The organism is Mesorhizobium sp. CO1-1-7 (assembly GCF_020164885.1).
GTDB classification, from domain to species: domain Bacteria; phylum Pseudomonadota; class Alphaproteobacteria; order Rhizobiales; family Rhizobiaceae; genus Mesorhizobium; species Mesorhizobium australicum.
In genome coordinates this window covers 42,720-67,655 of the sequence record NZ_JAIUHA010000012.1, presented here as the reverse complement: position 1 = coordinate 67,655, position 24,936 = coordinate 42,720, and the positions used below count along the sequence as shown (strand labels likewise).

The 24,936-nt window shown below is 63.9% G+C and carries 27 protein-coding genes; 5 read left to right on the top strand and 22 right to left on the bottom strand.

What is annotated here, in order from left to right; genetic code table 11:
* Positions 1–2 precede the first annotated feature (2 nt).
* A complete protein-coding gene (locus LB516_RS24715; protein WP_224720521.1) occupies positions 3–998 on the top strand; it encodes an ABC transporter permease in 996 nt (331 codons plus the stop codon).
* Positions 999–1,099: 101 nt separating this feature from the next.
* Here LB516_RS24715 and LB516_RS24710 read toward each other — a convergent pair whose 3' ends face one another.
* From LB516_RS24710 to LB516_RS24660, 11 genes are all read right to left on the bottom strand, one after another.
* Positions 1,100–1,315, bottom strand: a complete 216-nt coding sequence (locus tag LB516_RS24710; protein ID WP_140615349.1) for a hypothetical protein — start codon at positions 1,313–1,315, stop codon at positions 1,100–1,102.
* Positions 1,312–2,067: a COG4280 domain-containing protein gene (locus tag LB516_RS24705; RefSeq protein WP_224720520.1), complete on the bottom strand. Its 756-nt coding sequence runs from the start codon at positions 2,065–2,067 to the stop codon at positions 1,312–1,314. Before LB516_RS24705 ends, LB516_RS24710 begins: the two co-directional genes overlap by 4 nt.
* A gap of 132 nt (positions 2,068–2,199) precedes the next feature.
* The gene (phnN, locus tag LB516_RS24700; protein ID WP_224720519.1) at positions 2,200–2,829 is read right to left on the bottom strand and encodes a phosphonate metabolism protein/1,5-bisphosphokinase (PRPP-forming) PhnN; all 630 of its coding nucleotides are present in this window, start codon (positions 2,827–2,829) and stop codon (positions 2,200–2,202) included.
* Positions 2,826–3,965, bottom strand: coding sequence for an alpha-D-ribose 1-methylphosphonate 5-triphosphate diphosphatase (locus tag LB516_RS24695; RefSeq protein ID WP_224720518.1), 1,140 nt, complete (start codon positions 3,963–3,965; stop codon positions 2,826–2,828). The genes phnN and LB516_RS24695 overlap by 4 nt, the downstream gene beginning before the upstream one ends.
* A gap of 36 nt (positions 3,966–4,001) precedes the next feature.
* Positions 4,002–4,709 carry a DUF1045 domain-containing protein gene (locus tag LB516_RS24690; RefSeq protein ID WP_224720517.1) on the bottom strand — a complete coding sequence of 236 codons (708 nt, stop codon included), beginning with the start codon at positions 4,707–4,709 and terminating at the stop codon, positions 4,002–4,004.
* Between the two features lie 152 nt (positions 4,710–4,861).
* Entirely contained in the window at positions 4,862–5,674 is an 813-nt protein-coding gene (gene iolB, locus LB516_RS24685; RefSeq protein ID WP_140711811.1) for a 5-deoxy-glucuronate isomerase, read from the bottom strand.
* A 176-nt stretch (positions 5,675–5,850) separates the two neighbouring features.
* Positions 5,851–6,063: a DUF3329 domain-containing protein gene (locus LB516_RS24680; protein ID WP_015314553.1), complete on the bottom strand. Its 213-nt coding sequence runs from the start codon at positions 6,061–6,063 to the stop codon at positions 5,851–5,853.
* 40 nt (positions 6,064–6,103) lie between these two features.
* The gene (gene iolE, locus LB516_RS24675) at positions 6,104–7,021 is read right to left on the bottom strand and encodes a myo-inosose-2 dehydratase (protein ID WP_224720516.1); all 918 of its coding nucleotides are present in this window, start codon (positions 7,019–7,021) and stop codon (positions 6,104–6,106) included.
* A 105-nt stretch (positions 7,022–7,126) separates the two neighbouring features.
* On the bottom strand, positions 7,127–8,977 hold the full coding sequence (gene iolD, locus LB516_RS24670; RefSeq protein ID WP_224720515.1) for a 3D-(3,5/4)-trihydroxycyclohexane-1,2-dione acylhydrolase (decyclizing): 1,851 nt from the start codon (positions 8,975–8,977) through the stop codon (positions 7,127–7,129).
* Between the two features lie 38 nt (positions 8,978–9,015).
* Entirely contained in the window at positions 9,016–10,950 is a 1,935-nt protein-coding gene (locus LB516_RS24665; RefSeq protein WP_224720514.1) for a bifunctional 5-dehydro-2-deoxygluconokinase/5-dehydro-2-deoxyphosphogluconate aldolase, read from the bottom strand.
* A gap of 158 nt (positions 10,951–11,108) precedes the next feature.
* A complete protein-coding gene (locus LB516_RS24660) occupies positions 11,109–11,954 on the bottom strand; it encodes a MurR/RpiR family transcriptional regulator (protein ID WP_015314557.1) in 846 nt (281 codons plus the stop codon).
* Between the two features lie 152 nt (positions 11,955–12,106).
* Here LB516_RS24660 and LB516_RS24655 point away from each other — a divergent pair, with 152 nt between their 5' ends.
* Complete coding sequence (locus tag LB516_RS24655; protein WP_224720513.1) at positions 12,107–13,216, top strand: Gfo/Idh/MocA family protein; 1,110 nt, start codon at positions 12,107–12,109, stop codon at positions 13,214–13,216.
* Between the two features lie 20 nt (positions 13,217–13,236).
* On the opposite strand, the gene LB516_RS24650 is transcribed toward LB516_RS24655, so the two are convergent.
* On the bottom strand, positions 13,237–13,935 hold the full coding sequence (locus tag LB516_RS24650; RefSeq protein ID WP_224720512.1) for a helix-turn-helix transcriptional regulator: 699 nt from the start codon (positions 13,933–13,935) through the stop codon (positions 13,237–13,239).
* A 129-nt stretch (positions 13,936–14,064) separates the two neighbouring features.
* On the opposite strand from LB516_RS24650, the gene LB516_RS24645 reads away from it, so the two are divergent.
* Complete coding sequence (locus tag LB516_RS24645) at positions 14,065–14,700, top strand: LysE family translocator (RefSeq protein ID WP_224720511.1); 636 nt, start codon at positions 14,065–14,067, stop codon at positions 14,698–14,700.
* Positions 14,701–14,742: 42 nt separating this feature from the next.
* On the opposite strand, the gene LB516_RS24640 is transcribed toward LB516_RS24645, so the two are convergent.
* The 3 genes from LB516_RS24640 to LB516_RS24630 all read right to left on the bottom strand — a co-directional run bounded on the left by LB516_RS24640 (position 14,743) and on the right by LB516_RS24630 (position 16,809).
* The gene (locus LB516_RS24640) at positions 14,743–15,225 is read right to left on the bottom strand and encodes an SRPBCC family protein (protein ID WP_224525077.1); all 483 of its coding nucleotides are present in this window, start codon (positions 15,223–15,225) and stop codon (positions 14,743–14,745) included.
* A gap of 10 nt (positions 15,226–15,235) precedes the next feature.
* Entirely contained in the window at positions 15,236–15,601 is a 366-nt protein-coding gene (locus tag LB516_RS24635) for an ArsR/SmtB family transcription factor (protein WP_224720510.1), read from the bottom strand.
* A 116-nt stretch (positions 15,602–15,717) separates the two neighbouring features.
* Positions 15,718–16,809 carry a 3-deoxy-7-phosphoheptulonate synthase gene (locus tag LB516_RS24630; RefSeq protein WP_224720509.1) on the bottom strand — a complete coding sequence of 364 codons (1,092 nt, stop codon included), beginning with the start codon at positions 16,807–16,809 and terminating at the stop codon, positions 15,718–15,720.
* A gap of 265 nt (positions 16,810–17,074) precedes the next feature.
* On the opposite strand from LB516_RS24630, the gene LB516_RS24625 reads away from it, so the two are divergent.
* Positions 17,075–17,320, top strand: a complete 246-nt coding sequence (locus LB516_RS24625) for a type II toxin-antitoxin system VapB family antitoxin (RefSeq protein ID WP_140615375.1) — start codon at positions 17,075–17,077, stop codon at positions 17,318–17,320.
* The gene (locus LB516_RS24620) at positions 17,317–17,742 is read left to right on the top strand and encodes a type II toxin-antitoxin system VapC family toxin (RefSeq protein WP_224720508.1); all 426 of its coding nucleotides are present in this window, start codon (positions 17,317–17,319) and stop codon (positions 17,740–17,742) included. Before LB516_RS24625 ends, LB516_RS24620 begins: the two co-directional genes overlap by 4 nt.
* A gap of 35 nt (positions 17,743–17,777) precedes the next feature.
* Here the strand turns inward: LB516_RS24620 and LB516_RS24615 are convergent, their stop codons facing one another.
* From LB516_RS24615 to LB516_RS24585, 7 genes are all read right to left on the bottom strand, one after another.
* Positions 17,778–18,572: an SDR family oxidoreductase gene (locus LB516_RS24615; protein ID WP_140875909.1), complete on the bottom strand. Its 795-nt coding sequence runs from the start codon at positions 18,570–18,572 to the stop codon at positions 17,778–17,780.
* Positions 18,573–18,604: 32 nt separating this feature from the next.
* On the bottom strand, positions 18,605–19,600 hold the full coding sequence (gene iolG / locus LB516_RS24610; RefSeq protein WP_140711834.1) for an inositol 2-dehydrogenase: 996 nt from the start codon (positions 19,598–19,600) through the stop codon (positions 18,605–18,607).
* A gap of 115 nt (positions 19,601–19,715) precedes the next feature.
* Positions 19,716–20,483, bottom strand: coding sequence for an ATP-binding cassette domain-containing protein (locus tag LB516_RS24605; protein ID WP_224720507.1), 768 nt, complete (start codon positions 20,481–20,483; stop codon positions 19,716–19,718).
* 2 nt (positions 20,484–20,485) lie between these two features.
* Positions 20,486–21,562: an ABC transporter permease gene (locus tag LB516_RS24600; RefSeq protein WP_140660215.1), complete on the bottom strand. Its 1,077-nt coding sequence runs from the start codon at positions 21,560–21,562 to the stop codon at positions 20,486–20,488.
* A gap of 108 nt (positions 21,563–21,670) precedes the next feature.
* A complete protein-coding gene (locus tag LB516_RS24595; RefSeq protein ID WP_224720506.1) occupies positions 21,671–22,612 on the bottom strand; it encodes a sugar ABC transporter substrate-binding protein in 942 nt (313 codons plus the stop codon).
* A gap of 334 nt (positions 22,613–22,946) precedes the next feature.
* The gene (locus LB516_RS24590) at positions 22,947–23,738 is read right to left on the bottom strand and encodes a hypothetical protein (protein ID WP_224720505.1); all 792 of its coding nucleotides are present in this window, start codon (positions 23,736–23,738) and stop codon (positions 22,947–22,949) included.
* Between the two features lie 77 nt (positions 23,739–23,815).
* Complete coding sequence (locus LB516_RS24585) at positions 23,816–24,847, bottom strand: LacI family DNA-binding transcriptional regulator (protein WP_224720504.1); 1,032 nt, start codon at positions 24,845–24,847, stop codon at positions 23,816–23,818.
* Positions 24,848–24,936: the final 89 nt, after the last annotated feature.

Below are 24,936 nucleotides of genomic sequence, written 5' to 3'. Positions count from 1 at the left end.
CGATGACAAAGAAAGATCTCGGCCTGCTGATCCTGATCCTGGTGGTCGGGACGATCGTCGCCATCATCAATCCGCGCTTCCTCTTGCCGATCAACCTCGCCAACACCTCGAACCTGATCGGCCTGTTCGGCATCCTCTCCATCGGCCAGGCGTTCGTCATCATCACCGGCGGCATCGAACTGTCCGTCGGCTCCGTTGTCGCGTTGCTGGGCACGCTGTTCATCGACTTCATCGCCGTGCGCGGCATGGGATGGCCTGTTGCCTTCGTGCTCATCCTGGTGCTCGGCGCCATCATCGGCCTGGCGCATGGCTGGCTGATCACGCGGCTCAAGTTGCAGCCCTTCGTCGTGACCTTGTGCGGGCTTTTGATCTATCGCGGCGTCGCGCGCTTCTACACCGCCGACGGCACCGCCGGTTTCGCCTTCGGGCAGAATTTTCCCGATCTCGAATTCCTGACCGCCGGCCGCTCCTGGGGCGTGCCGAACTCCTTCTTCGCGCTGATCGTCATCGCCATCGTCATGTGGGTGGTGCTGCACCGCTCGGTGTTCGGGCGCTATCTCTACGCCATCGGCAAGAACGAGGAAGCGGCAAAATATTCCGGCATTCGCACCGGCCGCGTCGTCATGGCGGCTTACGTCATCTGCGGCGTGCTCACCGCCCTGTCGGCGATCTATTTCGCCATGTACACGCGCTCGATCTCGCCGGCCAGCCACGGCCAGTTCTACGAGCTCTACGCCATTGCGGCCGCGGTGCTTGGCGGCTTCTCTCTGCGCGGCGGCGAGGGCTCGCTGATCGGCGTCATCCTCGGCACGGTGCTGCTGCAGGAACTGCAGAACCTCGTCAACCTGCTCGGCATTCCCTCCTCCCTCAACTTCGCGGTGATGGGTGGCGTCATCCTCATCGGCGTGCTGGTCGACCAGCAATGGGGTGTGTTCCGGGCGCGCCGGCGGATGGTCGATGCCGCCCGCAAGGGCGCGGTCGGCGCCGCTGCGGAATAGGTCAGTCCCGGCAGAAATAGCTTACCGGTGCTGGGCGCTGACGGGGTGGCGTGCCTTTCGCGGCCACCCTCTGGTGATCCGCCGTGCGGCCTTGGCTGAAATTACCTGCCGCTCTGGCGTGCGGCGCGGCGAACGCTTTGCAACAGGATGGCAAGGCAGCCGACCAGCAACAGCCCACCGCCAAGCAGCGGCGGCAGCGCGAGCAACTTCACCGCCGCGGTAACGGCGGCCACCAGGACCAGCGACAGCAGCGCCAGATTGCCGTCATCGACGAACATGCCGAAGACCTCCCTGGCAACGAGACGAAGGACGTTCATCGGGCGAGCCCTCCGGCTGCCGTTGGAAGGATGCCGCGCAGCCAGCGCACCATGGCGAAGGACGCCAGCGCGACGATGGCGAAGATGGCGAGCAAGGCAAGATCGGCGCCCGGCCAATGGGCGCCGATGCCTTCGCCGGTCCAGAAGATGCCAAAGCTGGTCAGCATCAGCCCGACCACGAATTTGAGCGCATTCTCGGGCACGCGCGCCAGCGGCCGGTGGACGGCCAGGCCGACAAGCATCACCAGGATAAAAGCCGCCAGCGCACCCATGCTGGCGTAAAATGTCTGCCCATGCGCGGCGCCGACGGCAATGACGATGAACACCACCTCGACACCCTCGAGCAGCACCGCCTTGAACGAGGCCAGCCCGGCGAGGTAGTCGGCGCGCCGGTCGGCGGCCTGCCGGTGCAGGGCCGCGGTTTCCTTGGCGAAGGCCGCTCCCTCGTCATGCAGGGCAATGACGCCGACGCTGCGCAGGATGGCTTTTCGCAGCCAGCGCATGCCGAACAGGATGAGCAGCACCCCGACGACGAACTGCAGGGTGGTGATCGGGACCAGCGCCAGCAGCGGGCCGAAGGCCAGCACCAGGGCCGCCAGCATCGCCAGCGCCAGCGCGGCGCCGGTCAATGCCGGGCGCCAGCTGCGTGTCACCCCCACCGCGAGCACGATGGTGAAAGCTTCGACGACCTCGACCAGGGAGGCGAGAAATGCCGCCGTGACTGTCGAGAGAATGGGTGTCAGTGTCTGCATGAAGCTTCCTGTCTGGCTCGCCCCTGATTCCTGGGGCGAATTCCCGGAGCGTAATCCAGAATCACCCTATGCGGCCAGCAGCCCGGAGCATTTCCAGCGACAGCGCAAGCAGGCGGGTGAAACAAGTCCGGATCAGATCAGGCCCGACATGTCGGAAAACGCCATGGCCTTGCGCAGCACTTCGGCGAAACGCTCGCCGGCCACTTCGCGCGGACCGCTGTTGTCGATCGACGTGACACCAGGGCCGGACAAGCTCATATTGGCGCTGCGCGCCAGCCGCGCCAGCACCTCGCCGCGCGACTCGCGACCGCGCATGGCCAGCCGCTCGGCCAGCACCTCGGGCGAAGCGGTGATCTCGACGATCGCCAGATTGGCATAGCGCTCGCGCAAGGTGGGGATGATCGCGCGCGACACGTTGGCGACGGCGACATGTCCATTGGCAACAGACCAGTCGACATCGGCAGGCAGGCCATAGCGCAGGCCATGCGCTTCCCAGGAGACGGCGAAAGCGCCGTCGGCATCGGCCTCGGCGAAGGCGGCGTCGGCCAGCGTATCGTGGTCTTCGCTCGCCGCATCGCTCGGCCTGGTGATGACGCGGCGCACGAACTCCAACTGCGTCTCGTCGGCAAAGAGCGCCTTGGCATAGCCGATCACCGTGTCCTTGCCGGCACCGCTGGGGCCCACGACAGCGACAAAGACGCCGTGACGGATCGGAAAGGTTTCGGCGGACAGTTCGCGCTCGATCGAGGCCGACACCATCATGCCACCCGGCGCCCCTGCCGCCAGACGGTGCGCACGACCGGAACATGATCGTCGACGCGCACGCGCACCAGATCGGCGCGACGACCCTGCTCGATGACGCCGCGGTCGTCGAGGCCGACTGCCTGCGCCGGGTTCTTGGAAACCATGGCGACGGCCTGCGGCAGCGAAATGCCTTCCACCATGTCGCCCAGGAAGAAGGCCGACTGGATCAGGCTGAAGGGAATGTAGTCGGACGACAGGATGTCGAGCAGGCCATCGCTGGCCAAGGTGCGTGCCGAGACATTGCCCGAATGCGAGGCGCCGCGCATGACATTGGGCGCGCCCATCAGCACGCCGAGCCCGGCGGCCTTCGAGGCCCGCGCCGCTTCCTCGGTGGTCGGGAACTCGGCGACCCGCACGCCCTGCTCGATGGCCTCGTCGACATGAGCGGACGTCGCATCGTCATGGCTCGCGAGCACGATGCCGCGCTCCTGGCAGGCGGCGGCGATGAAGACGCGGTTCGGCCCGGAGTTGCGTGCCGATTCGTCCATCCGCTTCTCGCAGAATTTCTGGAAATCGCGATCCGAGAGTTTCAGCTTGCGCTGGTAGTAGTAGGCATAGGTTTCAAGGTTGACGAACTGGCGCTGGCCCGGCGCGTGGTCCATCAGCGACGCCAGCTTGACCCGTTCATCACCGTCGAAATTGGCGAATGCGTCGAGGCAATCCGGCGCTGAAACCTCGCAGCGAAGATGCAGGAAGTGATCGGCCCGCAGACGATCCCGCGCGACGCTGTCCTCGATCGCATCGGCCAGCTTGCGAATGTCGTCCAATGTCAGGTCGGCGTCCTCGTCCATGCCGACGCGCAAGGCATCGAGCACGGTCGTGATGCCGGCGGTCGCCACCTGCGCGTCATGGGCGAGCACCGCGGCGATCGGGTTCCAGCGCACTTTCGGCCGCGGCGCATAATGGCCCTCGAGATGGTCGGTGTGGAGTTCGACCAGCCCTGGAATGATAAAGTCGCCGCCCATGTCCTCGCCGGTCCGGGCAGCATCGCCATCGATGCCGGCGATCAAGCCATCGCGCAGCACCAGTGAGCCTTCGACGATCTCGTCGGCAAGAACGATGCGGGCGTTGGAAAGAACAGTTTCGGCGGTCATTGCGGGTAGTCCTTGGTTCTTGCAGTCGGGTTTCGTTCAGGCGATTCTTCGGGCCGGGCGGCGTCCGAGCGCGTGCCGGGAAAGCACCATGAACGGCGCACCGGGTTCGGGTTCGACGAACAATGTCAGCGCATCCACGAGCACGGGCTGGCGCAACACATCGGCGAACAGGCTGTCGATCGCCGCGCGCAGGCGAGGGCTTTCCTGTGGGCCGGCCCGGCCGGACAGGGTCATGTGGAAGCGGAAGGTCTCGAAGACATAGGGATAGCCCCATTGGCAGAGATTGCGAAACTCGGCCGGCTTCAGCGAATCCGGGCTGCGCCGCTCGATCTCGGCCTCTGACAGCGGTGCGCGAAACCGGTCGAAATCGCGTACCACATTGTCGGCGAAGCGGTTGAGCGGCGGCAGCGGCCCTTCCGGCACCAGCGCGAAGAAGCTGTCGATCTGGCTGACGACCAGGCGCGGGATCGTGACGACAGGCGTAACCTCGGCAAAATGATCCAGCGCCGCGCGCAGCGAGGTCTCGGTCTCCGTGGCAGCCAGGTGGAAGGGCGCCTTCAGCGTCGCGTGAAAGCCGTAGCGGCGTGCCGAGGCGGTGTGGAAGGCCACTTCCGCCGCCGACAGATCGGCAACGGCCTCAACCGGCCTGGTCGCGGCACCGAACGGATCGCGGCCCAGCCAGTCGGCGGCGATGCGCGCCAGCGGCTCGTCCTGCCGGGGAGTGAAATAAATGGCATAACGCATGGGAAGTCCTCGTCAGAACCGTTGCCATAGGTGATTTCCATGACGGATTGACGAAGCTTTGACGGGTTTTAGAAGGCAAATCGACCCCTAGGGTCCTTAGCCGACGATTTTTCCCAGCTGGACCAATAAGTTCGGCCGGAAACGCGAGACGGTCAGGCCTTCATCAACCATTCGTGCTCGGGCGCATTGTGGAATTTCCAGGTCCGCTTCGGTCCGGCCATCACATTGAGATAATAGAGGTCATAGCCGTGGCAGGCGGCACAGGGGTGATAGCCCTTGGGCACCAGCACCACATCGCCGTCCTCGATCGCCATGGCTTCGTCCAGCGCACGATGTCCGCTTTTGTCGGCATCGGTGTAGACGCGCTGGAAGGCAAAGCCCTGCGGCGGGTTGAGGCGATGGTAGTAGGTTTCCTCCAGATAGGATTCGGCAGGCAGATTGTCCTGGTCATGCTTGTGCGGCGGGTAGCTCGACGTGTGACCGCCGGGCGTGATGACCTCGACGACCAGCAACGAGTCGGCCGGCTGGCCTTCCGGCAGGATGTTGGTGACGTAGCGCGTATTGGTGCCCTTGCCGCGCACCTCCTGGCCGAGATCGTCCGGTCCGATCACCCGGACCGGCAGGCCACCGCCAAGACCAGGCGCCGAGCAGACGCCAAGTTCCAGCTCGGTATCGGCCGTTACCGACCAGTCCGATCCCTGCGGCACGTAGACCGACCACGGCTTGCCATCGAAGGGCGACATGCGCTCGCCGAGCAGGCCGAGATCCTTGCCGCCGGCTTTCGCGGTACCCTTGCCGGTCACGAACACCAGGCAGACTTCGCGGTCGTCCGTCTTTCCCGAGGCGCTTTCGCCCGGCTTCAGCCGATGCAGGTCGAAACCGACATAGGTCCAGCCGGCGCTTTTCGGCGTCACATGGGCGACGCGGCCATGGCCCTTGTCGGCCTTGACGAGCAGTTTCGACATTTTGTCTCTCCTATCCTAGCCTTCCAACTTCGTCATCCTGGGGCGGAGCAGGAGCGAAGCTCCGTCGCGAAGACCCTAGGATGACGAAGCGAGGGGCGTTTCGGCCAATCGCCGACGTGTGCGATCCGTTACGCTCGCAGTATCCAATCCACAAAACTGCTCGCGCCATGGACCGCCTATTCCTTCGGATCGGCCGGAGGCTTCGTCTCGTCGGCCGGCTTATAAAGATAAAAAAATTGCCAGGCGCCGTAGCCGGCAAAGCCGAGCGCGATGACGCCCCAGAACGGCGTGCCGGTGGCGAACTCGATGACCGACCAGATGAGGCAGACCGCGACGACGGCGACACGCCGCCACAATGGCCGGAAGAAGGGGTGCTCGGAATCTTTCATCTGGCCAGCCTACAGCAAGCCCGGCTTGGCGAGAACCCGATCAGGCATTCGGAAACCCTTGCGTCTCCACCGTGTAACCGGCTGATGTCATCACCCGCATCAGCTCCTTGTGGCCAACCTGCGCCATCTTCAGCGGCGGGTTCTTCTTCGGGTCCTGCTCGGCCTCGACCACGAACCAGCCTTCATAGCCGTGGTCGGCGAAGCGCTGCACGATGGCGCCGAAATCGAGCGAACCGTCGCCCGGCACGGTGAAGGCGCCGAGCGCCACGGCATCGAGGAAGGACTGCTTCGTACGGTCGAGCTTCTCGATCACGCCCATGCGCACGTCCTTCACATGGACGTGGCTGATGCGCTTGTGGTGGTTGTCGATGGCGCGCAGCACGTCGCCGCCGGCAAAGGTGAGGTGTCCGGCATCGAGCAGCAGTGGGATGCCTTCGCCGGAATGGCGCATGAAGGCATCGAGCTCCGGCTCGGTCTCGACCACAGCCGCCATGTGATGGTGATAGGACAGCGGCATGCCTTGCTCGGCGCACCATTCGCCGAATTCGGTCAGGCGCCGCGCGTAGGCCTTCATCTCGTCGCCAGTGAGCTTCGGCTTGGTGGCGAGCGGCTTGGAACGGTCGCCCTGGATCGAGCGGCCGACCTCGCCATAGACGATGCAGGGCGCGTCGACTGCCTTGAACAGGTCGATCATCGGCTGGATGCGGTCCTTGTTGGCAGCCATCTCCTCATCGACCAGCGTGCCGGAAAACCAGCCGCCGCACAGCGTCACGTCGGCGGCCTTCAGGATCGGCAGCATGATGGCGGGGTCGTTGGGAAAGCGCCGGCCCATCTCCATGCCGGTGAAGCCGGCAGAGCGCGACTGGCGCAGACATTCCTCCAGCGACACGTCATCGCTCAGTTCGGCAAGATCGTCGTTCCACCACGCGATGGGGGACATGCCCAATTTGGCTTTCAAGTCGTCACTCCGGATTAGACAGTTCAATTTTTGGCGCTAGCGCCGCCCCTCATCCGCCTGCCGGCACCTTCTCCCCGTATCGTGACGGGGAGAAGGGAGCTGGCGTCAATCGCCGACGCTCTGCATCCGCCGCTTCTCGTCATAGGCCTTGCGCGCGGCGTTCACCTGAGGCCGCGCCGAAACCTCGGGCACCGCCACGTCCCACCAATGGCCACCGGCATCGGTCGAAACCAGCGGATCGGTGTCGATGACCAGCACGGTGGTGCGGTCGTTCTTCTTGGCTTTTTGCAGCGCGTTTTCCAGCTCGGCAACCGACGGCACTTTCTCTGATATCGCACCCATGCTCGCCGCATGCGCGGCAAAGTCGATGTCAGGCAGGATTTCATGGCGCGAGTCCTGCAAGAGATTGTTGAAGTTGGCGCCGCCGGTCGCCATCTGCAGCCGGTTGATGCAGCCAAAACCCCTATTGTCGAGCAGCACCACGGTCAGCTTCAGGCCGAGCATCACCGAGGTGGCGATCTCGGAGTTGAGCATCAAGTAGGAGCCGTCGCCGATCATGACGACGACCTCCTCGTCGGGCTTGGCCATCTTGGTGCCGAGCCCGCCGGCGATCTCGTAACCCATGGTCGAGAAGCCATATTCGGCGTGGTAGGAGCCGGGCGCGCCGGCCTGCCAGAGCTTGTGCAGTTCGCCGGGAAGGCCGCCTGCCGCATGCAGCAGCGTCACGCCTGAGCCCATGGCGCGCTGAACGGCGCCAATCACCTGCGCATCCGAGGGGAAAGCAGCGTTGGTCGATGCCGTCACCTTGGCCGCGTCGGCCTGCCAGGCCTTCTTGCCGGCGGCCGCATTGTCGGTCCAGGCGGCAGGCGCTTTCCAGCCTTGCAGCGCGGTTCCCAACTCGGCCAGCCCTTCCCAGGCATCCGCGACCAGCGGCAGCGCCCGGTGCTTGCCGGCATCGAAGGGCTGCACGTTGAGCCCGATGATGGTCTTGCCGGAATTCTTGAACAGCGCCCACGAGCCGGTGGTGAAATCCTGCAGCCGCGTGCCGATGGCGAGCACGACGTCGGCCTCTTCCGCCAGCCGGTTGGCAGCAGAGGTGCCGGTAACACCGACCGCCGCCATGTTGAGCTGGTGATCGTCCGGCAGCGAGGACTTGCCGCCTTGCGTTTCGCAGACCGGAATGCCGGCGGCTTGGGCGAACTTGGCCAGTTCGTCGGAAGCCTGGGAGTAGAGCACGCCGCCGCCGGCGATGATCAGCGGCTTCCTGGCTCCCTTGAGCGCCGCCACGGCCGCCGCCAGTTCGTCACGGTCCGGACGCGGCCGGCGCTGGCGCCAGATCCGCTCGGCAAAGAAACTCTCGGGATAGTCATAGGCGTCGGCCTGCACGTCCTGGCAAAGCGACAAAGTCACCGGGCCGCATTCGGCCGGATCGGTCAGCACCTGCATGGCGCGGCTCAGCGCCGGGATGATCTGCTCCGGCCGGGTGATGCGGTCGAAATAGCGCGACACCGGGCGGAAGCAGTCGTTGACCGTCGCCGTGCCGTCGGAAAAATCCTCGGCCTGCTGCAGCACGGGATCAGGAATGCGATTGGCAAAGACGTCGCCTGGCAAAAACAGGACGGGCAACCTGTTTACGTGGGCAAGGGCCGCCGCCGTCACCATGTTCAGCGCGCCGGGACCGATCGAAGAGGTCGCGGCCATGAAGCGGCGGCGGAAATTGGCCTTGCCATAGGCGATCGCCGCATGCGCCATCGCCTGCTCGTTGTGGGCGCGGAAGGTCGGCAATTCGTCGCGCACCTGGTAGAGCGCCTCGCCGATCCCGGCGACATTGCCGTGGCCGAAGATCGCCCAGACGCCGCCGAAGATCGGCGTTTTTTTCCCGTCGATCTCGGTCATCTGGCGGGACAGGAAGCGGGTCAGCGCCTGCGCCATCGTCAGGCGGATTGTCTGGCTCATGGTGTTTTCCTCCGCAGTCCCTACGCCGTTGCGTATTGTTATGCCGCCTTGCGGCCGCGCGCGGCAAGCCACGCTTCGGTCAACTGTTCGAAGCGCGACGCCATGTCGGCGACAGCCTCGTCATCCGACATCCTGCCGGCCAGCCATTGTTCGGCTGCGTGGACGAAGATGGTGCGCCCGACGGCAAAGCCCTTGACGATGGGCGCGTTGGCCGTGGCGGCAAAAGCGGCCTCCAACTCGTCCTGCGGCGCCTCCAGGCCAAGCAGCACAATGCCCCGGCACCAGGGATCGTGCTTCAGGATCACCGCCTCGATCTTGGCCCAGGCGCCGCTCGACGCCTGCGGTTCGAGCTTCCACCAGTCCGGCTTGATGCCGAGCGCATAGAGTTCCTCCAGCGCGCGCGGGATCGTCGTGTCGTCGAGCTTGCCGTGCTTGCCGGCGATGATCTCGATGAGAAGTTCGCGGCCAACTTTGCGCGCGGCCTCGAACAGCGCGCGCAGCTTCTGCTGTTGTTCTTCCTTCAGTTCCGCCGGATCGTCGGGATGATAAAAGCACAGGCACTTGATGCAATGATCGACGGGCCATTCGGTAAGCTGCGAGCCGATGTCCTGCGAGAATTCGAAGCGCAGCGGCCGCGAGCCCGGCAGTTCCACCGGGCGTCCAAGCCAGGCGAAGGGGTGGCGAGCGAATTCGAACATCGCCTCGCGGCCATGTTTCTCGTCAATCAGCATGCCATAGCCGTCGCGGCCGGCGGCGACCTTGGCCGCTGCCTTGACCGCCAGCACCTTGAAATCGCGGATGCGCGCCGGATCGGCGCCGGTCTTGGCCGCCACATCCTCGAGCTGCACACGGTGGTCGCAGGCGAGCGCCATCAGCGAGGGGATGTCGCGCCGGCGTGTCGTCGCCCAATGGATGTGATTGATCGCCGTGTCCTTGCGCAGCGCGCGATGCTTGCTGCCGTTCTCGAGGAAGAACCGCAGCTCCTCGAAGGTCGGGTATTCCGGCGCGCAGAGCAGCCGCGACACGGCGAAGGCGCCGCAGGCATTGGCCCAGGTCGCCGCCGTGGCAAGGCTTTCACCGCCGAGCCAGCCGCGCAGCAGACCGGACATGAAGGCGTCACCGGCGCCGAGCACATTGTAGATCTCGATCGGGAAACCCTTGCCGACGACGCCGTCCTCGAGATCGTCGCTGATCGGTCCGTCATAGACGATGCAGCCCATGGCGCCGCGCTTCAGGACGATGGTGGCCGAGGACAGGGAGCGGATCGTCTTCAGCGCGCTCAGGCAGTCGTCGGCGCCGGACGCGATCATGATCTCTTCCTCGGTGCCGACGATGAGGTCGCAATCGGGCAGCACCGTCTTCAACTGGGCCGAGACGCGGTCGGATTTGACATAGCGCTCAAAGCCTTCGGCGTGGCCGGCAAGGCCCCACAAATTCGGGCGATAGTCGATATCGAACACGACCTTGCCACCCCTGGCCTTCATGATGCGGATCGCCTTGCGCTGGGCGGCATCGCTGTTGGGGCGGGAAAAATGCGTGCCGGTGACGACGATCGAACGGGCCGAGGCAATAAACGCTTCGTCGATATCCTCCTCGGCCAGCGCCATGTCGGCACAGTCGGATCGGTAGAAAATCATCGGCGAAACGCCTTCGCTCTCGACCGAAAGCAGAACCAGAGCGGTCAACCGCTCCTTGTCGGTCTTCAGACCGTCGGTGTTGACGCCTTCGCGTTTCAGCTGCTCGCGGATGAAGCGGCCCATCTGCTCGTCGCCGACGCGCGTCAGCAGAGCCGAGCGCAGCCCGAGCCTTGCCGTACCGACCGAAATATTGGCCGGGCAGCCGCCGACAGACTTGGCGAAGGAGGTGATGTCCTCCAGCCGCGAGCCGATCTGCTGGCCATAGAGGTCGACGGACGCGCGGCCGATGGTGATGACATCGAGCGGCGCCTGTCTTGCGTCCACGGCTTCGCTCATTGGAACCTCCCGTCGGTCTTGTCGTCATGGACAACATTGTTTTGGGTAACACGCGCGAGCGGCTGCGTGGCGCCGCCAATATGAAATAATAATTCCAATCCATAGTCAATATGGAATGAGCATTCCCTAGGCTAAAATCGCCTTGATGGGACGCCTGATCAAGCCTTGCGCTTACGGCTCGCGTCGCGCCGCTTCTCGCCGACGCCGACGGTCAGCGCCATGGCCAGCGCCATTGTCGCCGACAGCGAACGGAAGCCGGCGAAATCCGCCTCGGCAACCTCGAACCAGACCCTGGCGAACTGGGCGAGCGGCGAGAACGAGCTGTCGGTGATGGCGACGATCGGCACGCCCTGCTCGGAAATGGCGCGCGCCTCCTCGATCGTGGCCGGCGCGTAGGGCGAGAAGCTGATCGCGATGACGGCGTCCGCCGGTGTGGCGAAGCCGACCATCTCGGCATTCAGGCCGGCGGCCGATTCGATCAACTGGTTGCGGATCTTCAGCTTGCCGAGCGCATAGGCGATGTAGGAAGCCACTGGATAGGAGCGTCGCTTGGCCAAGACATAGATGGTCTGCGCCTTCGCCAGCAGCGAAATCGCGTCTTCCAGATGCGCATCGTCCAGCGTGCGGGAAATGTCGTTGAGCGAGGTGCTGGCGGCGGCGATGAAGCCGTCGAAGATTGCCCGATGGCCGGCGCCGCCCTCGGCCTTGGCGCGCAGCGCCTGCAGCCGCTCGTCATAGGAAGAGTTGCGCTCGCGCAGACGTTCCCGGAACACCTGCTGCAGGCTGGTAAAACCGTCGAAGCCGAGTTGCTGGGCAAAACGGATCAGGGTCGAGGGCTGCACGCCGGCCGAAGCGGCGATGCTGGCGGCAGTGCCAAAGGCGATGTCGTCGGGATTGTCGAGCGCGTAGGCGGCGATCTGGGCGATGCGCTTGGGCAGGCTCTCGCGCCGGTCCAGAATCGTGGCACGCAGCGTCTCGAAGTCGCGAGGTACCTGTTCGTCCATCGTCCCTCTGCCCAAGCCTGTCTGGACACCCTCTCTGCCCCATCATAGCGAGCCTGCGCAAGAACGCCATAAAAAATGAGGCAGACATTCCATTCCTGGAAAAAATGGACTAATTCATCCACTCAGCTTTTATGGCAGCGGAGGAACGAAAAATGGTTGGCGTCGGTCTTATCGGCACGGGTTTCATGGGCAAATGCCACGCCATCGCGTGGAGCGCCGTCGGGGCCGTCTTCCCCGATGCGGCCAAGCCACGGCTCGTCCATCTGGGCGAGGTCAATGAGGATCTCGCCATGCGCAAGGCAAGCGAGTTCGGCTTCGCCAAGGCCACCAGCGACTGGCGCGCCGTCGTCAACGACCCGGAGGTCGATATCGTGTCGCTGACAACGCCGAACCAGTTCCATCCGGAAATGGCCATCGCTGTCCTCGAAGCCGGCAAGCATCTGTGGTGCGAAAAACCGATGGCGCCGAGCTTTGCCGAAGCCGAGGCGATGGCGGCCGCGGCGGAGAAATCAGGCAAGGTCGCCGCGCTTGGCTACAACTACATCCAGAGCCCGGCCATCCGCCACATCGGCGCGCTGCTCGACGAGAAGATCATCGGCGAGGTCAACCATCTGCGCATCGAGATGGACGAGGACTTCATGGCCGATCCCGAGGCGCTGTTCTTCTGGAAGCACGAGGCGACTTCCGGCTATGGCGCGCTCGACGATTTCGCCGTGCATCCGCTGTCGCTGGTCTCGGCGCTGTTCGGCCGCGTCGGCCGCGTCATCTGCGACATGGCCAAGCCCTATGCCGACCGCAAGCTGGCTTCAGGCGGCCGGCGCGCGGTGGAGACCTACGACATTGCCAGCGTGCTCATGCATCTGGAGAACGGCATTGCCGGCACGCTGCAGGTCAACCGCTCGGCCTGGGGCCGCAAGGGCCGCATCGCCATCCAGATCTTCGGGTCCAAGGGATCGATCCTGTTCGACCAGGAGCGGATGAACGAATTCCAGCTCTACCTGACGTCCGACCGACCCACCGAACAGGGCTATCGCACCATTCTGGTGGCGCCGCAGCACAGGCCCTATGACCTCTTCGTGCCGGCGCCCGGCCACAGCCTCGGCTTCAACGATCTCAAGATCATCGAATGCCACGAATTGCTGACCCGGCTTGCCGGCAAGCCGGCCCGGCTCATCGAGTTCGCCGAAGGACTGGAGATCGAGCGCACCGTGCACGCCATGGCGCGCTCCTTCGAGGAGAAGCGCTGGGTGGATGTAAGGTAGGATTCGCTGCGCTGGTCGCTTTAGCCGGCGGCCGCTGCATCGACTTCCCACCCATTGACCCAGACCTGCCGCAAACAATCGCCTTCGCCCTTGAAGCCTAGGCCGGTCGGCTGGCAATCCTCGATGCGGTCGCTGCGGAAATTGCGGATCGCCTGGCGCAGCTCGCACCAGGCGACGATGTTGGCGGTCTCGGCGTAATAGATCAGAGCGATCGGGCGGATGAGGCGCTCGGAAGCGCGGCCGAGCTCGTCGCGGTAGGAGAGCTCGAGCTTCTCCTCGTCGCGTATGGCGCGGCGCACCAGCGCCAGGTCGATCGCACCTGCGGAGGGCGCGGCGAAGCCCCAGGCGTGCAGCGCATTGGCGTCGAGCGTCTGGCGCAAGGGCGGCGGCACCGCGCCGGCGATCTTGGCGCCGACGCGCTTGGCCGCCTGCTTGAGCTCGTCGTCGCCCGTGCGCTCCAGCAGCGCCAGCGACAGGACGATCGCCTCCATTTCCTCGATCGAAAACATCAGTGGCGGCAAGTCGAAGCCGGGGCGCAGGATGTAGCCGATGCCACGGCCACCCTCGATCGGCACGCGCATCGCCTGCAGCGCCGCGATGTCGCGATAGATCGAGCGGATCGTCACTTCCAGTTGCCCGGCGATCATTGCCGCCGTCACCGGCTGCCGCGCCAGCCGCAGGATCTGGATGATCTCGAACAGGCGTGACGCCTTGCGCATTTTTCTAACCCGGTACCGATCACAACTGACACACCATCGTCAGTTGGGCCTGCCTATAGGACTGCCTATCGATTTGAAAATCAACAGGTTCCGCCGAGGCTGGGCCGAGCGGAACAAAAGGCAACTGACATGGGCTATGCTGAAAATCTCTGGCTGTTCTTTATCCTCCTGTTCGGCATCATCGCCGTTCCAGGCATGGACATGCTGTTCGTGCTTGCCAATGCGTTGACCGGCGGCCGCGACAGGGGTCTTGCCGCGACCGGCGGCATCATGGTCGGCGGCATGGTGCACACGCTGAACGGCGCTATCGGCGTCGGCCTGCTGGTGCATTTCTTGCCGATCCTGTTCAAGCCGCTGCTGCTTGCGGGCGCCGCCTACATGGCCTTCATCGGCATCACGCTGATGCGCAGCTCCATCACCGTCGGCAACGAGAGCCCCGCCGGCAGCCGCTCGGCATGGAAGGCGTTTCGCCAGGGCTTGGTGACCTGCCTGATCAACCCGAAGGCCTACCTCTTCGTGCTCGCCGTCTATCCGCAGTTCCTGAAACCGGACTACGGCCCGATCTGGATGCAGGCGACGATCATGGGCCTGCTGACCATGCTGACGCAGGCCGCGGTCTATGGCGGGCTCGCAATATCGGCCGGCCGCAGCCGCAAGCTTCTGATCGCCAATCCACGGGTGACCATCCTTGCCGGCCGGGCGGCCGGGCTGCTGCTCTTCGCGGTCTCCGTGTTCACCGCATGGGAAGGGCTGAGGGCGGCGTAGTCTCGGGCTGAACCGAACCGCCGCCTTCTGGCGCCTGCCGGATCAGGCGGCGCCGTGCCGCAGCGTGGCGAGAAGCTCGTCCAACTGCCCGAACGTCTCGGCCATCGCATCCGCCGCCCCGGTGCCGGCGGCGTCGAGGGCCTCCTTCGAGGGATAGACCTCGTGCATGACCAGCAGCGTCTTGCCGCCTTTTTCCTCGAAGGTCACTGTGGTCACGGGTCCACCGTCACCACCTTCGTCATTGGTCCAGACGAGGCGCGTGGGCGGTGTCACTTCGAGATACCTGCCGAAGAACTCGGCAGGGTGCGAGTCATCATGCCCGAACACCAAACGGTACCCGCCTCCGACACGAACATCCATCTCACAGGAACGCAGGAACATGCCCATCGATTTCGGCGTCCACCACTGCTTGAACAGCTCGGGCTTTGTCCAGGCCTCGAACACGATGCGGGCCGGCGCGTCGAAGCTTCGCGTGACGACCAGCTCGCGGTCGGACTTCCGTTCCACCGTCGTGCGGTTCTGCATGGGGGTGGGCTCATTCGCTCTTGTTTCGTCCATCGGCTTCGTCCTTCCGTTTCATTTCCTCGACAACCTTGTCCAGCTCGTCGAAGCGTGCGGCCCAGAGCTGGCGGTATCTCTCGATCCATCCCGTCTCCTCCTCCAGGCGGCGCAGGCCGAGCTTGCAGGTCCGCACGCGCCCGACCTTCCGCGTCGTGACGAGGCCTGCCTGCTCCAGAACGCCGACATGCTTCTTCATGCCCGTGAGGGTCATATGGAATTTCTGGGCCAAGTCCGTGATCGAGGCATCCGCACGGCCGAGCTGCTCCAAAACGCCGCGTCGGGTGGCGTCCGAAAGCGCGGCGAACGAGGCATCCAGGCGGGCAGGAGAATACTGAACCATTTGGTTCAGTATGTAACACGCGGATCGGTGACATGCAAGGAGGTGAGCGCTGCGGGGCCAAGGAGCGGCATGGTCCTAGACTGAAACTGGAAGCGCCGCCCTTATGCTCCCCCAGATCAGGCGGCGCCTTGCCGGCTGTCCAGCAAGTTGCGGCGCGCCGACCGGCGCCATTCCACGGCGCCGGCAAGGCCGTGCAGCACCGTCTCCGTGGTCGCCCAGTCGATGCAGCCATCGGTGATGCTCTGGCCGTAGACCAGTGGCTTGCCGGGCACGACATCCTGCCGGCCGGCGACGAGATTGCTCTCGATCATGACGCCAATGATGCGCTCGTCGCCAGCCGCCACTTGGCCCGCGACATCGGCCGCGACCTTGGGCTGGTTCTCCGGCTTCTTGGCTGAGTTGGCATGGCTGACGTCGATCATCAGACGGGGAGCGATACCGATGCGGACGAGTTCGACCGATGCGGCTTCGACGCTTGCCGCATCGTAGTTGGGCTGAACGCCACCACGCAGGATGACATGGCAATCCTCATTGCCGGTGGTCGCCGCGATGGCGCTGCGTCCGCCTTTGGTCACCGCCATGAAATGATGCGGCTGGGCGGCCGACTTCACCGCCTCGCCGGCGATCCTGAGATTGCCGTCGGTGCCGTTCTTGAAGCCGACCGGGCAGGAGAGACCCGAGGCCAGCTCGCGATGGATCTGGCTCTCGGTCGTGCGCGCGCCAATGGCGCCCCAGGCGACGAGGTCGGCAATGTATTGCGGCGTCGTCATATCGAGGAATTCGGTCGCCGCCGGCAGGCCGAGATTGTTGACGGCGGAAAGCACGTTGCGTGCCATCCGCAACCCCTTGTCGATGTTGAAGCTGCCATCCAGGTCGGGATCGTTGATCAGGCCTTTCCAGCCGACCGTGGTGCGCGGCTTCTCGAAATAGACGCGCATGACGATCTCGAGCCGGTCGGACAAGGCGTCGCGCAGCGCCGCCAGACGGCTGGCATAATCAACGGCCGCGACCGGATCGTGGATGGAGCAAGGGCCAACGATGACAACAAGCCGATCGTCGGTCCCGGTGAGGATGGAGTGAATGGCGTTGCGCGAGGCGGCAACGGTGCGTGTCGCCGTGAGTGAGCGCGGTATCTCGCGCATCACCTCGTCCGGCGTGCTCAGCAGTCTCAGTTCCTTGACTCGGAGGTCGTCTGTGGTGGTCAACACGGCTTTCTGCTCCTGTTTGGGAACCTGCCGGCTGAAACAAAAAAGCCGCCAGGTCTGGCGGCTGTTCGGATCTTGTTGCTGCAATCTTCAGATCGAGCGCAATCCTCCCGCCGCCAGCGAGCTCCTAAAGTACCAATACGTGGCGGTCAGGTTGATCATGCGTGGGCTATAGCTGAACTCGCGTTGAATGTCACGCACCTGATAGCGACCTTGTTTGAATATGTACGAAGGTATATGTTGGATATTCCAAAAAGGATATGCGCCAATGCCGCTTTATGTGAAGGACCGGGAAGTCGACCGGCTGGTACTTGAGGTGCAGCGCCTCACGAAGGCGCCGAGCAAAGCCGAGGCGGTTCGCCGGGCCCTGACGCATGAAATTGAGCGCGCCCGCAGTGTCCAAACTGTATCGGAACGCTTGGCGGAGGCAGTCAGAATGGCTGGCGAAATCGGAGCGGATAATCCTGACTTCGATATGAGAGCCTATTCGGACGAGCTTTCAGGGGGACTATGAGCTTGTTCATTGACGCTTCGGCGGTCGTCGCTCTGTTGCGTCCGGAGCCCACGGCAGGAGAACTCGCCGCCCGGATGGACGCCCATGGCGGGCCTTTCTTCATTTCGGCGATCGTTCGTTTCGAGACCGCGATGGCCTTGGCGCGTTCAAAGACCCCCCTGCCTTCACCCATCCAACCGGCGGCAGTCGCAAAGGCGAATGCGGCCGTGGACCGTTTCGTGCAGGATTTGGGAATCAGCGAGGTCCTCATTTCGGCCGAAGTCGGGCGGCTCGCCATCGAAGCCGCACGCAGTTACGGCAAGGGTGTCGATTCGCCGGCGCAGCTCAATATGGGCGATTGCTTTTCCTACGCCTGTTGCAAGGCATATAATTTGGCTTTGCTCTACACCGGTCAGGATTTCACAAAGACAGACATAGGATAGGTTCAAGGTGCGCCACGCAGATCGCTCGCATGAACCTACTCCGGCGACGACCCGGCGACACTCTGATCGTAGTCGACCAGCGATCCGGTCATGACGCCCGATTGCGGGCTGACCATGTAGCTGATCAGCCGCGCGAGCTGGTCCGGCTTGACCAACTGGCCCATCGGCTGCGCGGCTTCGGCCTTCGCCAGCCAGTCGTCGGGCGCATCGTGCCATTTCTTCTGCACGACGTCCTCGCCCTCGGTGTCCATCCAGCCGGGCAGCACGGCGTTGCAGCGGATGCGGTTGAAGCGATAAGCGTTGGCGACGTTCTTGGTCAGCGTCATCAGCGCGCCCTTGCTGGTCGAATAGGGCGTCAGGAAGGACTGCCCGGTATGCGCCGACATCGACAGCACGTTGACGATCGATCCGGGCGCCTTTTTCTCCAAGAGATGCGCCACCACGCCCTGCATCAGAAAAAACGGGCCGCGCACATTGGTGTCGAAGATCTGGTCGAACAGCTCTTCTGAGGTCTCGACCAGCGAGCCGCGCGCCGAGGTGGCGGCGGCGTTGACCAGCGCGTTGATCGTACCGAAATGCGAGAGCGCGGTGGCGACCGCGCGCTTGCAGTCGGCCACCTTCGAGACGTCGGCGCTGATGAAGATCGCGTCGACGCCTGATTTCCTGAAATGAGCAACAGCCTTGTCGCCCTTCTCCTGCGAGCGGCCGATGAGCGCCAGCGCCCGGCAGCCTTCGTCGGCCAGCGCTTCGGCGACCGCGAATCCTATGCCTTGCGCACCGCCGGTGACGATGGCGCGTGTGTTTGAATTGCGATCGGCGGATGCGCTCATCGCTCTGCTCCTGTGCCTTGGGGGTCCGGTTCTTACTTGTCGAGACGAATGGTCTTGCCCGTGGTCGCCGACTTCAGCGCGGCATCTGCCAGCTTCAGCGCCACGAGGCCATCAGCGCCGCTCGGCGCCGCCTTCTTGCCGGACGTTGCCGCCGCGATGAAGGCGGCGATCTCGAGGGCATAGGCGTCGAGGTAGCGGGTCATGAAGAAGTCGTGCAGCGGCGGGCGCGTATAGCCCTTCTCGTTGGCGAGCTCGATCGACACCGGCCGCTGGTTCTCGGCCGCAACCATGCCCTTCGAGCCGTGCACCTCGATGCGCTGGTCGTAGCCATAGGTGGCGCGGCGCGAATTGGAGATGACTGCCTGCTTGCCCGAAGCCGTTTCGAGGATGACGCTGACCGAGTCGAAATCGCCGGCTTCACCGATTTTCTTGTCGACCAGCACCGAGGCATGCGCGCTGACCGCGACAGGCTCCTCGCCGAGCAGGAAGCGCGCCATGTCGAAATCATGGATGGTCATGTCGCGGAAAATGCCGCCCGAGCGCTTGATGTAGTCGATGGGTGGCGCGCCGGGATCGCGCGAGGTGATGGTGACCATCTCGACGGTGCCGATGGCTCCGTCGTCGATCGCCTTGCGCACGGCGGCGAAATGCGGGTCGAAACGCCTGTTGAAGCCGACCATCAGGGTCGCATTGGCCTTGTCGACAACGGCCAGGCACTGCTCGACCCGCTTGACGTCGAGGTCGATCGGCTTCTCGCAGAAGATCGCCTTGCCGGCTTTGGCGAAGCGCTCGATCAAATCGGCATGGGTGTCGGTCGGCGTGCAGATGACGACCGCGTCGATGTCCTTGGACTTCTCGATTTCGTCGATGCTGCGCACCTCGGCGCCATAGGCAACAGCCAATTCGCTCGCCGCCTTCTCGAAGGCATCGGCCACGGCGACCAGTTTTGCCTGGGGGTTGGAACCCACGGCGCGGGCGTGGACCTTGCCGATGCGGCCGGCACCAAGGAGGGCGAAGCGAACAGTCATGGGTATTTTCCTCTGGGGATGGTTCGAAGCGGGGCGCCGGTCATGGGCGCTGAATGATTTTCCGGTCAAGACAAATCGACGGGAAGGCGATGACCATCGCCTCCGAGCCCGGCCCTTAGGCCGCGAGTTCCGCCTCGCCGGTCTTGGCGCCGGTGATATAGGATACGACGTCCTGCCCGTCGGTATTTTCCTTGCGCAGATTGGCGACGATGCGGCCGCGCCGGAAGACGACGATGCGGTCGCAAAGGTCGAACACCTGGCGCATGTTGTGGCTGATCAGGATCAGCGGCTCGCCATTGTCCTTCAGCGTGCGGATGATGTTTTCGACCTGCGCCGTCTCCTGCACGCCGAGGGCCGCCGTGGGCTCGTCCATGATGATCAGCTTGGAGGCAAAGGTCGCCGTTCTGGCAATCGCCACGCACTGCCGCTGGCCGCCCGACATATGGCGGATGGTGTTGGAGAGATTGGGGATCTTGACCGCGGTGCGGACCAGCGCCGCCTCGGTTGCCTTGCGCATGTATTTGCGGTCGAGGATCGAAAATGGCCCGAGATTGAACAGCACCTTTTCACGGCCGAGGAACAGGTTCGACGGCACGTCGAGGTCGTCGGCCAGCGCCAGGTTCTGGAACACCGTCTCGATGCCTGCCTCGCGGGCCTCGATCGGTCCGGCGAAATTCACTTCCTTGCCATCGAACCAGACCTGGCCGCTGGTCCGCTGCTCGACGGCGGTGATCTGGCGCACGAAGGTCGACTTGCCGGCGCCGTTGTCACCCATGATGGCGACATGCTCGCCCTTGCGCAGCTCGAAATTGGCGCCTTCAAGCGCATGCACGCCGCCATAGCGCTTGGTCAGGTTTTCGGTCTTCAGGACGATATCTGGCATGGTCAAGCCCTCAATGCCCGCATGCGTTGGCGCCACTGGTCGAGAACGACCGCGCCGACGATGATCACGCCCTTGACCATCTCCTGGTAGTAGGCGTCGAGGCGCAGGAAGGTGAAGCCGGAGATGATGACGCCGAAGATCAGCGCGCCGATCACCGTGCCGATGATGGAGCCGCGGCCGCCCGACAGCGAGACGCCGCCGATGACCGCCATGGCGATGGCATCGAGTTCGTACATGACGCCCATGCCGGCCTGGGCGGTGAGGTTCTTGGAGGAGAGCACGACGGCGGCGAGCGCGGCGAGAATGCCGGCGATGACATAGACGAGGATCTTGTGGTTGGCGATCTTGATGCCAGACATGCGCGCTGCGTCCTCGTTGGAGCCGATCGCGTAGCAGTGCTTGCCATACCTGGTGTAGGTCATGATCAGCTGGAACAGCACGGCCAGCGACAGGAAGATGATGACGGGCATCAAGCCCTTGCCGATAGCGGCGAAGCTGTCCGTCGGGAACGAGATCGGCTGGCCCTTGGACCACCATTTGGCGATGCCGCGCGCGGTCACCATCATGCCGAGCGTGGCGATGAAGGGCGGGATGCGCGTGTAGGCGATCAGCGCGCCGTTGACGAGGCCGGCGAGCAGGCCGCAGCCGATCGCCACCAGCACCGGGACGATCACGGGCAGGTCGGTCCAGCCTTGGGCCAGAAACATCGCCTTAGGGTTGGGATTGCCGTTGACGGTCGCGACCTGGGCAAAGCTCATGGCGATCATGGCCGTCGCGCCGACGATCGAGCCGGAGGACAGGTCGATGCCACCCGTAATGATCACCTGCGTGACGCCGATGGCGATGATGCCGACGATCGACACCTGCAGAATGATGATCTGCAGGCGCGCCTCGTTGAAGAGGCCGGAGACGTCGCTGCGGGTGTTGAACAGGAAGCTGTCGCCGAGAAAGACCCGGCCGATCAGTTCGAAGATGACGACGAGGATGACGAGCGCCAGGAAGACGTTGAATTCGGCCGGCCATGTGCGCTTCCTGGCGTCATAGCTGACCCCGCCGACGCCGTGAGATGTCTGTGCCAATTCTTCTATCCTCCGTCAGCCGCGGTCGTTCCCCGAGCACCTTCGGGCGCCGAGGGAAGCGGAGCGGCGCTGTCGCTGCGCGAGAGCGCCGCTCCGTATGTCCGCGGCTCAGTTCTTCTTCAGGAACTTGTCGATGTTGGCCGGCGTGACCAGCTGGAACGGGACATAGACCTTGTGCTCGACCTTCTCGCCCTTGGCGAGCTTCAGCGCGGCATCCAGCGCCCCCGCGCCCTGGCCGGCGGCGTCCTGGAAGACGGTGGCATCAAGGTCGCCCGCCTGCATGGCGGCAAGCGCGTCCTGGGTGGCGTCGACGCCGCCGACGACAACCGACTTCATGTCGATGTTGGCGGCCTTCATCGCCTGGATGGCGCCGATGGCGCTTTCGTCATTGTTGGCGATGACGCCGTCGAACTTCTTGCCGGTCGACAGCCAGTTGGTCATCAGGTTCTGCGCCTGGTCGCGATCCCAGTTCGAGGTCTGCTTGTCGATGATCTTGATGAAGCTGCAGTCCGGTGTGGCGATGACATCGTCGATGTCTTTGGTGCGCTGCACGGCGGCCTGGTTGGAAAGCTCGCCCATGATCACATAGACATTGGCTTCCTTCTTGCCGGCTTCCTTGAACAGGCGGCAGACTTCCTTGGTTTCGAGCGTGCCGGAATTGGCCTCGTTCGAGGCGACGAAGGCCTGGTTGTCTGGCAGCGTGTCGACATTGACCGGCTGGCGGTTGACATAGACCAGCGGGATCTTGGCCGCGGCCGCCGCATCCGACATCGCCTGCGTGGCCGAGGTGTCGACCGGGTTGACGATGATGGCGTCGACGCCCGAAGCGGCGAAGTTCTTGATCTGGTCGAGTTGCTTGGCGACGTCGTTCTGCGCGTCCTCGACCTGCAACTCGACGCCGCTCATGCCCTTGGCCTGCTCGATCATGCCGTTGCGCAGCACGGTGAGGAAATTGTCGTCGAACTTGGCCATCGACACGCCGATCTTGGCGGCCATGGCCGATGAACTCATCAGCGCCGCGAAGGCGACGCCCAAAAGCAGTTTCTTCATTGTATTTCTCCTCCACTTTTGGTGTCCGGTTGCACCGATCACTCCGGAATCCCCGTTCTGCCTGGGGAATCTCTCCCGATTACCGTCTCTCTCCCCGGGTTGCGCCTGCCGTTTGCTGGAACGCCAAGGCCTCTTGATGAAACAGATGTTCCGGAACGAAAGAACCAAAATACGTGACTGGTGAAATATTTATTCCATTTGCTCGGGAGGCGTCAAGGGAGATTCCAGAACCGGATGTGCGATTTTGGCGGACACGGGAATGCGGTGCGGAGCCGACGGCGTCTGCGCGCCGGGTCCATTCCTTGGATGCCGTCGGCGGGCGATGGCATGGCGTTCAGAAATGCCAGATGTCTCTCTGCAACAAGAGGTCGAGCGGCGCTCTCCAGACCCTGCACGACGCCGCCTGCTTCACCTGCCGTTCGACACTGAGCTTGCCGTTGAGATCGAAGAAAGCTCCAATTCGCCTTCGGGCATGGAGCTTCTTTCCCCTGGTACTGTAGTTGCGGATCGGCAGCCAGTGGCGGCTGATCGTTCGCCCATCCTGGGATAGCGCGACGCCGGTACAGAATTGTTCCGGGGTGTGCAAATGCACGATTTCACTGACTTTCTCGCTGGCCGCGTATGCTCGCTCCAGCGCCGGAATGTTGTGATGATGAACGCCAAGGACGCCGCTCGCCCACATCGTTTCATCTCCGATCAGGATGCGGCCTCCAATGGAGAGCCCCTCGCCTTCGAGCGAGCGATAGGGAGCCTTTGGGCGCCCTTCGCACCGCCACATTATCGAGGACAAGGCTGAAATTCGGTTGAAACAGCGCGATATGTCGCCGGTCGGATACATGTCCGCATCCATGAAGAACAGGCGCTCGCAACGTTGAAGCAGATCGATGATGCCGGCGGCCTTGATGCCAAATCTGTATCGATTGCCGAAGGACATCTCGGTCTGTCTCTGGGCCGTGAGCTCGATCACTTCGATGGGATAGCCGTCGAAAATGGAGGGTCGGTCGGTCAGCACCGTGATCCTGGCACCCGGGCAATAGTGAAGCAAGCGAAGCGCGCTGAAGAGCGCGCCACGCGCATAGAGCTCGTCGCTCCCAAAAGCGATGTACCCAAACCCATCCCCGTCCATTGGGTATGTATATATTAGCGATCGGTAATGCGTCAATTTGGATGCAGGTCGGGCGCTATGCTTTAGACCAAAGCTCGCTAGATGTTCTCGGGCAGGTAGATGTCGAACGGCAGGAAGGTCTGGCCGGGTGCGTTGGCCGCGCCCGTCTCGATGGCATGCGCCATGAGGCCGAGCAGTTCGCGGCACAAGGCAGCCAGCGGCGTGGAGATCACCATGGTCAGCACCCCGTCCGCCAGGGCGGACCGCGAGACCGCCGATATCTCGTTGCAGACGACCGCCGGCATCTCGGCGGGCCTGGCCTGCCGCAGCGCCGCGACCGCGCCTTCCATGCCGCCGCCCGCGACATAGCAGCCGACGAGGTCCGGGTGGCGGCCGAGCAGGTCGAGCAGCGTGTCCTGCGTGATCTGGTTGGCCTCGAGATTGACCAGCGTTTCCAGCAAGGTGAAGTCCGGCGCCTGCTCGCGGAAGAAGGAGCGGAAGCCGATCTCGCGCAGTTCATGGCCGTGGAAGCGGTGGCTGCCGACGAAGAGCGCGACCTTGCCCGGCCGCTTCCCCGCCTTGGAGATCATCCAGGCCGCGGTGCGGCCGACCTTGCGGTTGTCAAGGCCGACATAGCCCTCGCGAATGCCGGCCGCGAAGTCGGACAGCAGGGAAAAGACCGGCAATCCCTTGGCCTTCATCTCCTCGACGGTGACCGTCAGCGCCGGATGATCGGGCCCGACCAGGGCGACCGCCCTGCATTTGGCCGCCAGCTTGCGCGTGCGCTCGACGATTTCATCCGGCGTCAGCGAACTGGCGAAGTCGATGATGGCGACGCCGCGGAAGCGCTGCGATTGCGACACCGCGAGTTCGAGCTGCCGCGCGAACTCGGTGTAGAAGACGTCGTTGCCTCTCAAAAGCAGGAAGCCCAGCCGGTATTCCGGCAGCTCGTGGCGCATCCTCTGCTTGATCAGGCCGGCGGCATGATAGCCGATCTCGGTCGCGGTCTCGTAGACGCGGCGCGCCGTTTCCTCGCGCACCGGCAAGCGATTGTTGAGCACGCGGTCCACCGTGGCGACACTGACGCCGGAGACGCGCGCCAGATCAGTGATGGTCGGCCGTTTCGCCATGATCGTCCTCGCTCGATTGCCTGATATCGATACCTTACTTTGATAGGAAATGATAGAAACTATCTTTGTGATGTTGAGTCTATCATGGC

Coding starts and splice junctions, on each gene's coding strand:
- LB516_RS24715 (WP_224720521.1), top strand. CDS start 3: ATGACAAAGAAAGATCTCGGCCTGCTGATCCTGATCCTGGTGGTCGGG.
- LB516_RS24710 (WP_140615349.1), bottom strand. CDS start 1,315: ATGAACGTCCTTCGTCTCGTTGCCAGGGAGGTCTTCGGCATGTTCGTC.
- LB516_RS24705 (WP_224720520.1), bottom strand. CDS start 2,067: ATGCAGACACTGACACCCATTCTCTCGACAGTCACGGCGGCATTTCTC.
- phnN (WP_224720519.1), bottom strand. CDS start 2,829: ATGATGGTGTCGGCCTCGATCGAGCGCGAACTGTCCGCCGAAACCTTT.
- LB516_RS24695 (WP_224720518.1), bottom strand. CDS start 3,965: ATGACCGCCGAAACTGTTCTTTCCAACGCCCGCATCGTTCTTGCCGAC.
- LB516_RS24690 (WP_224720517.1), bottom strand. CDS start 4,709: ATGCGTTATGCCATTTATTTCACTCCCCGGCAGGACGAGCCGCTGGCG.
- iolB (WP_140711811.1), bottom strand. CDS start 5,674: ATGTCGAAACTGCTCGTCAAGGCCGACAAGGGCCATGGCCGCGTCGCC.
- LB516_RS24680 (WP_015314553.1), bottom strand. CDS start 6,063: ATGAAAGATTCCGAGCACCCCTTCTTCCGGCCATTGTGGCGGCGTGTC.
- iolD (WP_224720515.1), bottom strand. CDS start 8,977: ATGAGCCAGACAATCCGCCTGACGATGGCGCAGGCGCTGACCCGCTTC.
- LB516_RS24665 (WP_224720514.1), bottom strand. CDS start 10,950: ATGAGCGAAGCCGTGGACGCAAGACAGGCGCCGCTCGATGTCATCACC.
- LB516_RS24660 (WP_015314557.1), bottom strand. CDS start 11,954: ATGGACGAACAGGTACCTCGCGACTTCGAGACGCTGCGTGCCACGATT.
- LB516_RS24655 (WP_224720513.1), top strand. CDS start 12,107: ATGGTTGGCGTCGGTCTTATCGGCACGGGTTTCATGGGCAAATGCCAC.
- LB516_RS24650 (WP_224720512.1), bottom strand. CDS start 13,935: ATGCGCAAGGCGTCACGCCTGTTCGAGATCATCCAGATCCTGCGGCTG.
- LB516_RS24645 (WP_224720511.1), top strand. CDS start 14,065: ATGGGCTATGCTGAAAATCTCTGGCTGTTCTTTATCCTCCTGTTCGGC.
- LB516_RS24640 (WP_224525077.1), bottom strand. CDS start 15,225: ATGCAGAACCGCACGACGGTGGAACGGAAGTCCGACCGCGAGCTGGTC.
- LB516_RS24635 (WP_224720510.1), bottom strand. CDS start 15,601: ATGGTTCAGTATTCTCCTGCCCGCCTGGATGCCTCGTTCGCCGCGCTT.
- LB516_RS24625 (WP_140615375.1), top strand. CDS start 17,075: ATGCCGCTTTATGTGAAGGACCGGGAAGTCGACCGGCTGGTACTTGAG.
- LB516_RS24620 (WP_224720508.1), top strand. CDS start 17,317: ATGAGCTTGTTCATTGACGCTTCGGCGGTCGTCGCTCTGTTGCGTCCG.
- LB516_RS24615 (WP_140875909.1), bottom strand. CDS start 18,572: ATGAGCGCATCCGCCGATCGCAATTCAAACACACGCGCCATCGTCACC.
- iolG (WP_140711834.1), bottom strand. CDS start 19,600: ATGACTGTTCGCTTCGCCCTCCTTGGTGCCGGCCGCATCGGCAAGGTC.
- LB516_RS24605 (WP_224720507.1), bottom strand. CDS start 20,483: ATGCCAGATATCGTCCTGAAGACCGAAAACCTGACCAAGCGCTATGGC.
- LB516_RS24595 (WP_224720506.1), bottom strand. CDS start 22,612: ATGAAGAAACTGCTTTTGGGCGTCGCCTTCGCGGCGCTGATGAGTTCA.
- LB516_RS24590 (WP_224720505.1), bottom strand. CDS start 23,738: ATGGACGGGGATGGGTTTGGGTACATCGCTTTTGGGAGCGACGAGCTC.
- LB516_RS24585 (WP_224720504.1), bottom strand. CDS start 24,847: ATGGCGAAACGGCCGACCATCACTGATCTGGCGCGCGTCTCCGGCGTC.